Raw genomic sequence first — 11,119 nt, forward strand, 5'->3', positions numbered from 1 at the left:
ATAACAGTCGGCTGCTTTCTTATTGGATTGGCTATTATAGTTTGTATTGAAAGTCGGTCAGGATCTCTAGTTGATTTAGCTAGGGATGCATGCGTGTGTAGCACCTAGAACTTATGGTATGATGTGTGGGAAAAGTCAGAGTAAGAGAGGAAAACGACTATGCTGTTAGTGTTAGATACAGGCAATACAAATATTGTGCTAGGTGTATATGAGGGCGATGAATTAAGATATCATTGGCGTATGGAAACGTACCGTCATAAGACCGAAGATGAATATGCGATGCAAGTGAAAGCAATGTTCCAACACGTTGGATTAACATTCAAAGACATCACAGGTATCATTATTTCCTCTGTGGTGCCGCCCGTCATGTTTCCATTAGAACAAATGTGCAAAAAGTATTTCAATCAAAAGCCGATGGTTGTCGGACCTGGGGTAAAAACAGGATTAAATATCAAGTATGAAAATCCGCGTGAGGTAGGAGCAGACAGAATTGTCAATGCAGTGGCGGCCATCCGTGATTATGGAAGCCCGCTCATCATCGTGGATTTTGGAACCGCAACGACTTATTGTTATGTCAATGAACACGGAGAATATATGGGGGGTGCCATCGCCCCGGGTGTTAAAATTTCTATGGAAGCATTGTTTGATCGTGCATCTAAATTGCCGAGGGTGGAACTGACTCGCCCGGAACATGTTGTCGGTAAAAACACGGTAGCTGCTATGCAGTCCGGTATTGTCTTTGGCTATGTGGGACAGGTAGAAGGAATTGTGGCACGTATGAAAGAGGATAGTCCTGTAGAACCTACAGTTATTGCAACTGGAGGGATGGCGGAGTTGATTTCCTCAGAAACAAAGGTTATTGATGTAGTGGATAATTTCTTGACACTAAAAGGGTTACATTTGATATACGAAAGAAATTTGTAAGAGGAGTGTATAACATGTCAACTGATTACTTAGTAAAAGCGCTTGCCTTCGACGGTGTTATTAGGGCCTATGCAGTTCGTTCTACAGAAACGGTAGGAGAAGTACAGCGTCGTCACCAGATGTGGCCAACTGCTACAGCTGCACTTGGACGCACTATTTCTGGAACTGTCATGATGGGTGCGATGTTAAAAGGTGATAATAAGCTGACTGTCAAGGTTCAAGGGGATGGTCCTCTAGGTCCGATGGTCGTAGATGCGAATGCAAAAGGAGAGGTTCGTGGGTATGCAACAAATCCGCAAACTCATGTGCCGCTCAATGAAAAAGGAAAACTAGATGTTCGTGGAGTTGTAGGTACACAAGGAATGATATCAGTTGTCAAAGATCTTGGGATGAAAGATTATTTCACAGGTCAGGTGCCGATTATTTCCGGGGAAATAGCAGAGGATTTTACACAGTATTTAGTCGTCTCTGAACAAGTGCCTTCAGCTGTAGCGCTCGGTGTGTTGGTCAACCCAGATAACACAGTGAAAGCGGCAGGCGGATTTATTATTCAAGTCATGCCTGGAGCTACAGATGAGACAATTACACTTTTGGAGCAAAAGATAGCGGAAATGACGCCGATCTCCACATTGATTGATCAAGGGCTGACACCTGAAGGAATCTTAGTTGAAGTATTAGGCCAAGAAAATGTCGAGTTCATTGACAAATTGGATGTGAAATTTGAGTGTGAATGTTCCAAGGAACGTTTCGGAAATGCGATAAAGGGACTGGGCCGTGTAGAAGTGCAAGCGATGATTGATGAAGATCATGGCGCGGAAGCACAGTGCCACTTCTGTTTGGAAACCTACCAATTCTCCGAGCAGGAACTGAAGGAGTATATCGATGAGATTCAATCGGCCGAATGAACCCGCTTCGGTTCCTGCAAAAAGGCGGCTGAAGACGAAGCCGTTGATTGTCTTGTTAGGAATTCTTTTCGCTACAAATGTATTTTGGTTTTTTCATTGGTTGTTGACAGATCGTTCTCCCGCCCTGGATACAGAAGAAGTTGCTTCTGTGGCGGGTGAGCCGATCACTCGCGCAGAATGGATGGCTGCCATGGAACAGCAAGTTGGGCGGGATGTGCTAGAAGAACTGGTGAATCATCGGGTCATGGAGGCCGCTGCAGATGAGCATGGCATTAAGGTAACGGATAAAGAGGTAGATTTAGAACTCGCACTGATCACCTCGATAGATGGCCAGCAACATTCTGGATTGAACACTGAGCAAACGAGGAAGCAGATTAGAAGTGAACTAATTTTAGAAAAAGTACTAACGAAGGACGTTGTGATTAAGGAAAGCGCTATCAAAAAGTACTTTGAGCAAAATGAAACGTTTTTTCATGTATTGCCGGCCTATCGTACTTCAGTAATTATTTCCTCAACTAAGAAGGAAGCTGAGCAAGTTTATGGCGAAATTAAAGATGGATCAACATTTTCTGCTTTAGCAAAAGAGCGGTCGATTGATCTTTCTTCAGGGAACTTGGGTGGCGATCTTGGCTACGTGAATGATAAAACGGAGGATGTCGATCCGAAAATTATCGAAGCAGTAGAAAAATTAAAAAAAGACGAAGTCAGCAAACCAGTTGCATTGAAAAACGATACGTATGCAATTATCACTGTGCTAGAAAAAATCAAAGAGCGCGATTTTACATATTCAGAAGTGAAAGATCATATCAAACGCCAGCTGGCTTTGGAACAACTACCTGAGTCCGTTAGCCCCGAAGCATTCTGGAAAGAATTCAACGCGGAATGGTTTTATGGGAAAAAATGAGTGGAATGAGTACGTAAAAGCGAGAATATAATTCTCTGAATAATTTGATTGACAAGTGAAAAGTAAGGTAGTATGATTAATTCAACAAAACATATAAACCTACTAGGGATTAGGAGCGGATCAAATATGAGCAGAGTCGGAAATTCAGTAATTGATTTAGTTGGCAATACCCCTTTAGTCAAATTAAATCGGTTAACAGGTGCGGAAGATGCAGAAGTTTATTTGAAGCTAGAGTTTTTTAATCCGGGTTCTAGTGTGAAGGATCGTATCGCACTTGCGATGATCGAAGCGGCAGAGAAAGATGGTAACTTGAAAGAAGGTAGCACGATCATTGAACCGACAAGTGGGAATACTGGAATTGGGCTTGCAATGATCGCGGCGGCTAAAGGATATAAGTCAGTGCTAGTTATGCCGGATACAATGAGCTTAGAGCGCCGTAACTTACTGCGCGCATATGGCGCAGAGCTGGTGTTGACGCCAGGCGCTGAAGGAATGAAAGGCGCTATCTCAAAGGCCGAAGAATTATCTAAAGAAAATGGTTGGTTCTTACCTCAGCAATTTAACAATGAAGCGAATCCGGAAGTTCACCGTTTGACGACAGGCCCTGAAATTGCGGATGCTCTAGACCGTGTAGATGCATTTATTGCGGGAATCGGAACAGGTGGTACGATTACAGGAGCTGGCGGAGTATTGAAAGAACGCTTCCCAGATATCAAAATTGTTGCAGTCGAGCCAGAAGATTCACCGGTGCTGTCGGGTGGCAAGCCTGGACCACATAAAATTCAAGGAATCGGTGCAGGATTCGTTCCGAAAGTATTGGATACAGACATTTACGATGAGATCATCCAAATCTCAAACGATGATGCCTATGCGATCGCGCGCCGTGCAGCTCGGGAAGAAGGAATTTTAGGCGGCGTGTCATCAGGTGCTGCGATTTCAGCTGCATTGCAAGTCGCGAAGAAGCTTGGCAAGGGTAAAAAAGTGGTAGCCATCATTCCATCAAACGGAGAACGTTACTTGAGTACACCACTTTACCAATTTGACGAAGAATAAGTTAGAGAGCGCCTGGTTGCGCTCTCTCAGACTGTAGACAAAAGCAAAGTAAGTGGGAAGAATACCGTTGATCTACATTCCAGGCGGACGCGTTCCGCGGGCATGGCTTCAGCCTCCTCGTCGCTACGCTCCTGCGGGGTCTTCAGCTCATGCTATTCCCGCAGGAGTCGCCGCCTTCCACTACGATCAACTAGCGTATTTCATTGATTTTAGTAAGTAGCTTATCTATCTTAAAAAAAAACAGAAAGCCTACATTTTTTGAATAAGATTAGTTTGTCTACAAGCTGAGAGAGCGCCTGGTTGCGCTCTCTTTTTTATATGTAATATAAGGAAGACATGATGAAAACTCCAAGCTTTTATCCCCTCGTAATAATCTGTATAATTAAAGTGTATTGGAGTCTTTATTTTTGCGTAGGAAATGAGGATGCAATTATACCTTAACCAATTGGCATGAGATATGCAGAGATAAAACTATAAAGTTGAAATGAAGTATATAGGGGGCTGGCTGTGAAGAAATGGGGTACGCTGATTTCGATTTTGATCATCATTAGCATGATTACGATCATTATCTTAACGAATCGGGAAATAAAAAAAGAAACAAGCGGCATGGCCGGATATGAAAGTGCAATGATGGAAGATATGCCGAAAGATGAGGTCGCTCGTCTGCCTGAAGACTGGCAAGTGGCTGAAAATGCTGGAAAACCTGGTCTTACTAAAGGTGATCTCGCTCCCGACTTCGAATTGACGACACTTACAGGGGAGACTGTTAAACTTTCAGATTACCGAGGGAAGAAGGTGATGTTGAATTTTTGGGCGTCTTGGTGTCCGCCTTGCCGAACTGAAATGCCACATATGGAAACATATTATAACGAGTACAAAGATTCATCTAATATGGAAATACTAGCAGTTAACATGACGAAAACAGAAAAAAATAAGGAAGACAGCGCCAAAGCATTTGTTGAGGAGTACCAGCTGACGTTTCCGATTTTATTGGATACCAAGAGCGAAGTTATGAAAACATATGGCGTTAAAGTCTATCCGACGACATACATTCTGAATACAGAAGGTGTTATCACAGACAAAGTGATGTTTGCTTTGGATGATAAGATGCTAAAACAACTCATAGATGAAAGTAAATAAAATCAACCATAAGACATTCAGGAGGAAACATCATGGAAACAATAGCCTATCAGTCAACTTCAATGACAAGAGACGAATTCTTCTACGCCTACAAACAGCTCGCAGAACAAACTGAACGTCATATTTTATTAGAAAGCGGGCGTGGCGGTGAGATGTGCATCGCGGGATTAGATCCGCTCGTAACCGTAATGGCGAAGGAAGAAGGTTTGCAGTTGGTATGGCGCGATGGTACGGAAGAACTTCGTACAGGAAAAGACTCGCTTGTCCTACTGAATGAATTCATTTCGCAGTATGAACTGGAACCAACTGTTGATTTGCCGGCTTTTCAAGGTGGCGCGATCGGCATGATCAGCTATGATTACGTTAGACAGTATGAAACATTGCCTACTCTTGCTCATGATGATTTAGAGACGCAGGATATTTTCTTTTATGTCTTTGATCAGTGGGCGGTTTTGGATGTGGAGAGTGACACTGCCTACTTCATGGCATTGCCTGATGCGCAATCTTCGTTGCCGGTAATGGAAGTGGACTGGACGGCAGCTGCAAAACAAGGAATCGCCAGTCGCAAGTTCTCCCCAGGACAAGCAGTGGACGTTGAAGTTACACAAGAGGGCTTGGAAGTTTCCGTGACAGGAGAGCAGTTTGAAGAAATGGTGAGAGATGTCCAACGATTCATTGCACAAGATGATGTTGTCCAAGTAAACCTTTCCGTTCGCCAATCAAAGCCACTGCTAGCTCCATCATTATCGATGTATGAAGCGTTACGTTCATTCAATCCATCTCCTTACATGGCATTTATGGCAGCGCCTGACTTTGAAGTAGTATCTGGTTCTCCTGAGTTATTGTTAAAAAAGCGAGGAAATGAGCTGAGTACGCGTCCGATCGGAGGCACTCGAAAGCGTGGAGCCACAGAAACGGAAGATACCTATTTACAACAAGAGTTAATTTCGAATACAAAGGAAAAAGGCGAGCATAAGATGTTGGTCGATTTAGAATGTGATGACTTTGAAAGAATTTGTGAACCTGGAACGGTAGAAGTAGATGAATTCATGGTCGTTGAAAAGTATTCGCACGTAATGCATTTAGTGTCAAATGTTCGGGGGACAGCCGCGACGGAAGATCTAGCTACTATTATTCAGGGTGTCTTTCCAGGCGGCTCCATTACTGGGGATCCAAAGCTACGTACAATGGAAATTATTGAAGAATTGGAACCTACACGGAGAGGGCTTTACACAGGTTCCATGGGTTGGATCGGTTTCAATGGAGATATGGAATTGAATATTACAATCCGTACAGCATTTATTCAAGATGGTACGGTTCATATTCAAGCGGGTGCTGGGCTTGTACCAGACTCGGTTCCTTCTGCTGAGTATCAAGAATCACTTAATAAAGCAAAAGCGTTATGGCAGGCGAAAGAAATGGCAGAGCAAGCAGTTCGAGAAGAAAGTGGGCAGTTGCATTGAACTGTTGGATGAACGGGGAGCTGAAGCATGCCGATGATTTGCAGATCTCACCTTTTGACCATGGGTTTCTGTACGGACTTGGTTTTTTCGAAACCTTCCGAACGTATGAAGGAGAGGTATTTCTCTTTACTGCACATATGACTCGGTTGCGAGCAGCTCTGACAGAATATCGGATCGACATGCCATATGAGGATGAAGAAATTCGACAGGCCCTTCATTTGCTGTATCGAGAGAACGGAAGTGAAGATGCGTATTATCGCTTGAATGTGTCAGCAGGTGTGCATGATATTGGATTAGCGCCGACTAGCTATGAACAGCCGAACGTGTTAATTTTACAAAAAGAATTAGTTCTGCCGCCTGCACATACAGAAAAAGAAGGTGTGTGGCTGCAAACGAAGCGCAACGAACCCGAAAGTGCAATTCGCCACAAATCTCATCAATATGCGAATAATGTAAGGGGGCGTTTTGAACTGCCTTCATTGCAAAAAGTAGAGGGCTTCTTCACCACATCAGAAGGATACGTGGCAGAAGGGATTACGTCCAACATTTTTTGGGCAAAGCAAGGTGTTCTCTATACCCCTTCATTGGAAACAGGAATTTTGCCGGGGACTACTCGTGCGTTTGTCCTTCAGCTAGCTGCTGAATTAGGAGTGCCTGTTCACAATGGGTTGTTTCCGCCGACTGTGCTAGAGACGGCGGATGAAGTCTTCATCACCAATGCAATCCAGGAGCTAGTGCCGATCAATAATGTAGGGAACATCAAATTTTTAGGCAATCAAGGACCGATCTACCAACAATTACATACCGGTTACCAACATGCCATCAACCGAATGAAAGTGAGTGACCAGTAATGGAGTTAGCTAAAGCTCGTGCATCTTATCAGTTTGGTGAGACAACGATTAATTTTAAAGAAGAAACAGTCATCATGGGTATTCTGAATGTCACCCCTGATTCTTTTTCAGATGGCGGGAAATTTGGCCAGCTGGATGCCGCGCTTCATCATGCACGGCAAATGTTGGCGGATGGTGCGAAAATTATTGATATTGGGGGAGAGTCGACAAGACCAGGACACACGCCGGTTTCTTTGGACGAGGAATTAGAACGTGTAATTCCGATCATTGAGTTGTTGTCGAAGGAACTAGGCTGTGTCCTCTCCGTCGATACGTCGAAAGCGGGTGTGGCTGAAGCTGCTATTCTGGCAGGGGCCAGTATCATTAATGATGTGTGGGGAGCGAAGCGTGAGCCTGCCATTGCGGAAGTGGCGGCGCGCTATAAAGTCCCGATTATTCTGATGCATAACCGAGAAGAAAGAGACTATAAGCAACCGTTCATGCAAGCGGTTCTGCAAGATTTGCAGGAGAGCATTGATATTGCAAGACAAGCGGGTGTCAGTGAAGAGTTGATTTGGCTAGACCCGGGTATTGGTTTCGCGAAAGATACGGAGCAGAATATCTTGGCTATGCAAGGGTTATCGGCTATTGCGGATCTCGGATATCCTGTATTGCTTGGGACTTCCCGCAAGCGTATGATTGGAAACGTGCTGGACGTGCCTGTGAACGAGCGGGTGGAAGGAACGGGTGCAACGGTTTGTTATGGGATTGAACATGGGAGCCATATCGTGCGTGTTCATGATGTGAAAGAAATCGCGCGAATGGTGAAGATGATGGACGTGTTGACCAAGAAAAGCGTGTTTACTAGATAAGGGATAAAATGGGGGAATTTCATGGATTATATTCACTTGAATGATATGGAGTTTTACGGCTACCACGGGGCATTGCCTGAAGAAAATAAGCTCGGTCAGCGTTTCCGTTTGACGGTTTCATTGGCAACTGACCTGGCGGATGCGGGGCAAACCGATGACCTATCTAAAACTATCAATTATGCAGAAGTATATGATATGTGTAAAAATATCGTAGAAGGGGAAGCGGTTCGGTTGATCGAGACGGTAGCGGAAACAGTGGCTGGAACGATCATGACGGACTTTGCTGAAAAAGTGATTGGTGTACGTGTTGTTTTAGTGAAGCCGGATCCACCAATTCATGGACATTATGCATCCGTGGCGGTAGAAATCAAAAGGGGGCGCTTTTCTTGAATACCGCCTATTTATCAATGGGTTCGAATATTGGCAATAGGCTGCAACATTTAAAGCAAGCGGTGCAGCTATTACATGAACATCCAGCTATTACCGTTCTAGATGTCTCCTCCGTCTACGAAACAGAACCACTCGGATTGACTGAGCAAGCGAAGTTTTTGAATATCGCGGTCAACTTGGAGACTTCATTGGAAGCGCTGGAGTTACTGAACGTTTGTCAATCTATTGAAAATAAGTTAGGGAGAATGAGGAAAATTCGTTGGGGTCCTCGGACGGTAGACCTTGACATTTTGCTCTATAATCATGACGTTCTACAATTAGAGAATTTACTCATTCCACATTTGCGAATGCATGAACGTGCATTTGTACTTGTTCCCCTTGTCGAAATCAATCCAGAGGTAAAGAATCCGGTAACAGGAACTCTTTACCGTGATGAGCCGGCGATGCAAGAGGATGGAGTCGTCCTCTGGAAAAAAGTCCAACGTGTCGAAGAGTTTTTACAGCAAGATTGATGCTTAAAGGTGAATATGTCATAGAGGAAACGACAGAACACGAACAGCTAGTCCTAGATTCTAGCGCTGTTTAGATAAAAAGCTGCTCTTTAATGGAGCGGTTTTTTCTATGGAAACGAAACGCATAACCATTTGGACTTTTGTTAGGCCGTTAATTTGTGTACAATAGTTGCAGACGACCTGTCCGGAGAAGAAGGTGGGTCAAAGTATGAAGGAGTGAAAGGGAATGTCCCATTTGGATGAAATGAATGATCAGCTTTTGGTGAGACGCCAGAAGATGAATGATATACGAGAAGGCGGTATGGATCCGTTTGGTAAACGTTTTGAACGTACTCACCTGACGAATGAGATCCGTTCAGCGTATGAAGAATTATCGAAAGAAGAGTTAGAAGAAACTGAGCATGAGGTAACGATTGCTGGTCGCATTATGACGAAGCGAGGAAAAGGGAAGGCGGGGTTTGCCCACATCCAAGATCTTGGTGGTCAGATTCAGATTTATGTGCGTCAAGATGCGATAGGAGAAGATTCGTATAAACTATTTACGATGGCTGACCTTGGGGATATCGTTGGCGTTAAAGGAATTGTTTTTAAAACAAAAGTAGGTGAGCTTTCCATAAAAGCGATCAACTTTACATTCTTGACGAAGTCATTACGTCCGCTACCTGAGAAATTCCATGGCTTGCAAGACGTTGAACAACGTTATCGTCAACGCTATCTCGATTTAATTTCAACTGAAGGTAGTAAGGAAACATTCATTATGCGCAGTCGGATCATCCAATCCATGCGGCGCTATTTAGATGGACAAGGCTTCCTGGAAGTTGAAACTCCAATGTTGCATTCTATCGCTGGTGGAGCAGCAGCTCGTCCATTCATCACTCATCACAATACACTTGATATGACATTGTATATGCGCATTGCGATCGAATTGCATCTAAAACGTCTAATAGTAGGCGGGTTAGAGAAAGTTTATGAAATTGGCCGTGTATTCCGTAACGAAGGAATCTCGACACGCCATAACCCGGAATTCACGATGATCGAGTTATATGAAGCCTATGCAGATTACAACGACATTATGGAACTTACGGAAAATCTAGTTGCCCATATTGCTCAAGACGTCCTGGGTACAACGACCATTCAATACGGTGAAGATCAAATTGAATTGGCTCCGCGATGGAAACGACTGCATATGGCGGATGCTGTAAAAGAATATACAGGCGTAGATTTTTGGCAACAGCTAACGAAAGAGCAAGCACACGAACTAGCGAAAGAACATAACGTTCAAGTAACTCCTTCTATGGAAGTAGGTCATGTTCTAAATGAATTCTTTGAGCAAAAAGTAGAAGAAGAACTAGTGCAGCCGACTTTTATTTATGGTCACCCTGTGGAAGTATCGCCACTTGCTAAGAAAAATCCTGAAGATCCGCGCTATACGGATCGATTTGAATTATTCATTGTTCGTCGTGAACATGCCAATGCCTTCACGGAATTGAATGACCCAATAGATCAACGTGCACGCTTTGAGGCTCAGCTAGTAGAGAAAGAGCAAGGTAATGACGAGGCACATGAAATGGATGAAGACTTTATAGAAGCGCTTGAGTACGGATTACCGCCAACAGGAGGATTAGGGATCGGCATCGATCGCCTAGTAATGCTTCTGACGAATGCACAATCAATCCGTGATGTTCTGCTCTTCCCGCAGATGCGTTCTAATAAGTAGTAATAAAACAGCTCCGACTAAAGAAGTCGGAGCTGTTTTGGTTTTGTTGCTATTATAATAGAAATGATAGAAAAGGAAAGTCAAAAAGATTTTTAAAAAACAGTTGCGCTTTTGAAAAGCAGATGGTATATTAAATAACGTTGCTTTTGCAGTTAGTGACTTGGCCTGAAAAACAACTTAAAAGTTTTTTAGAAAAAGAGTTGACAACGAAAACGCAATTTGGTATTATAAGAAAGTTGCCTCTTACAAAAGAGCGACCAGATGAACCTTGAAAACTGAACAGCAAAACGTTAACGAAATATACGTTTGTGCATTGGTTCTGCCGGTGACACAAACACAAAATGAGTATCTTAAATGATGCCAGCAAGAAATCGAGCTAACTCGAATTTCTCTTTTATGGAGAGTTTGA

At 43.6% G+C, this 11,119-nt stretch carries 11 protein-coding genes; all 11 read left to right on the forward strand.

Annotation, left to right across the window (positions count from 1 at the left end):
* Window positions 1-159 precede the first annotated feature (159 nt).
* Window positions 160-924, forward strand: coding sequence for a type III pantothenate kinase (locus GD002_RS16480; protein ID WP_153733463.1), 765 nt, complete (start codon window positions 160-162; stop codon window positions 922-924).
* 14 nt (window positions 925-938) lie between these two features.
* Window positions 939-1,829: an Hsp33 family molecular chaperone HslO gene (hslO, locus tag GD002_RS16485; protein WP_153733464.1), complete on the forward strand. Its 891-nt coding sequence runs from the start codon at window positions 939-941 to the stop codon at window positions 1,827-1,829.
* The gene (locus GD002_RS16490; RefSeq protein ID WP_153733465.1) at window positions 1,807-2,733 is read left to right on the forward strand and encodes a peptidyl-prolyl cis-trans isomerase; all 927 of its coding nucleotides are present in this window, start codon (window positions 1,807-1,809) and stop codon (window positions 2,731-2,733) included. Before hslO ends, GD002_RS16490 begins: the two co-directional genes overlap by 23 nt.
* Before the next feature lie 126 nt (window positions 2,734-2,859).
* Window positions 2,860-3,786, forward strand: a complete 927-nt coding sequence (cysK, locus tag GD002_RS16495; RefSeq protein WP_153733466.1) for a cysteine synthase A — start codon at window positions 2,860-2,862, stop codon at window positions 3,784-3,786.
* 507 nt (window positions 3,787-4,293) lie between these two features.
* A complete protein-coding gene (locus tag GD002_RS16500; RefSeq protein ID WP_153733467.1) occupies window positions 4,294-4,926 on the forward strand; it encodes a peroxiredoxin family protein in 633 nt (210 codons plus the stop codon).
* A 32-nt stretch (window positions 4,927-4,958) separates the two neighbouring features.
* Window positions 4,959-6,389, forward strand: a complete 1,431-nt coding sequence (locus GD002_RS16505; RefSeq protein ID WP_153733468.1) for an anthranilate synthase component I family protein — start codon at window positions 4,959-4,961, stop codon at window positions 6,387-6,389.
* Window positions 6,386-7,240 carry an aminodeoxychorismate lyase gene (gene pabC, locus GD002_RS16510; protein WP_153733469.1) on the forward strand — a complete coding sequence of 285 codons (855 nt, stop codon included), beginning with the start codon at window positions 6,386-6,388 and terminating at the stop codon, window positions 7,238-7,240. The genes GD002_RS16505 and pabC overlap by 4 nt, the downstream gene beginning before the upstream one ends.
* Window positions 7,240-8,091, forward strand: a complete 852-nt coding sequence (folP, locus tag GD002_RS16515; RefSeq protein WP_153733470.1) for a dihydropteroate synthase — start codon at window positions 7,240-7,242, stop codon at window positions 8,089-8,091. The genes pabC and folP overlap by 1 nt, the downstream gene beginning before the upstream one ends.
* A gap of 21 nt (window positions 8,092-8,112) precedes the next feature.
* Window positions 8,113-8,481, forward strand: a complete 369-nt coding sequence (gene folB / locus GD002_RS16520; RefSeq protein ID WP_153733471.1) for a dihydroneopterin aldolase — start codon at window positions 8,113-8,115, stop codon at window positions 8,479-8,481.
* A gap of 17 nt (window positions 8,482-8,498) precedes the next feature.
* Entirely contained in the window at window positions 8,499-8,993 is a 495-nt protein-coding gene (gene folK, locus GD002_RS16525; RefSeq protein WP_153733474.1) for a 2-amino-4-hydroxy-6-hydroxymethyldihydropteridine diphosphokinase, read from the forward strand.
* 226 nt (window positions 8,994-9,219) lie between these two features.
* Window positions 9,220-10,710: a lysine--tRNA ligase gene (lysS, locus tag GD002_RS16530; protein WP_153733472.1), complete on the forward strand. Its 1,491-nt coding sequence runs from the start codon at window positions 9,220-9,222 to the stop codon at window positions 10,708-10,710.
* Window positions 10,711-11,119: the final 409 nt, after the last annotated feature.

This window comes from Sporosarcina obsidiansis (genome assembly GCF_009651005.1).
In the GTDB taxonomy this organism is placed as follows: domain Bacteria; phylum Bacillota; class Bacilli; order Bacillales_A; family Planococcaceae; genus Sporosarcina; species Sporosarcina obsidiansis.

What these genes read in the sequence shown, in the direction of transcription:
- cysK (WP_153733466.1), top strand. Translation starts at nt 2,860, where the DNA reads ATGAGCAGAGTCGGAAATTCAGTAATTGATTTAGTTGGCAATACCCCT.
- GD002_RS16490 (WP_153733465.1), top strand. Translation starts at nt 1,807, where the DNA reads ATGAGATTCAATCGGCCGAATGAACCCGCTTCGGTTCCTGCAAAAAGG.
- folP (WP_153733470.1), top strand. Translation starts at nt 7,240, where the DNA reads ATGGAGTTAGCTAAAGCTCGTGCATCTTATCAGTTTGGTGAGACAACG.
- hslO (WP_153733464.1), top strand. Translation starts at nt 939, where the DNA reads ATGTCAACTGATTACTTAGTAAAAGCGCTTGCCTTCGACGGTGTTATT.
- folB (WP_153733471.1), top strand. Translation starts at nt 8,113, where the DNA reads ATGGATTATATTCACTTGAATGATATGGAGTTTTACGGCTACCACGGG.
- lysS (WP_153733472.1), top strand. Translation starts at nt 9,220, where the DNA reads ATGTCCCATTTGGATGAAATGAATGATCAGCTTTTGGTGAGACGCCAG.
- folK (WP_153733474.1), top strand. Translation starts at nt 8,499, where the DNA reads ATGGGTTCGAATATTGGCAATAGGCTGCAACATTTAAAGCAAGCGGTG.
- GD002_RS16480 (WP_153733463.1), top strand. Translation starts at nt 160, where the DNA reads ATGCTGTTAGTGTTAGATACAGGCAATACAAATATTGTGCTAGGTGTA.
- GD002_RS16505 (WP_153733468.1), top strand. Translation starts at nt 4,959, where the DNA reads ATGGAAACAATAGCCTATCAGTCAACTTCAATGACAAGAGACGAATTC.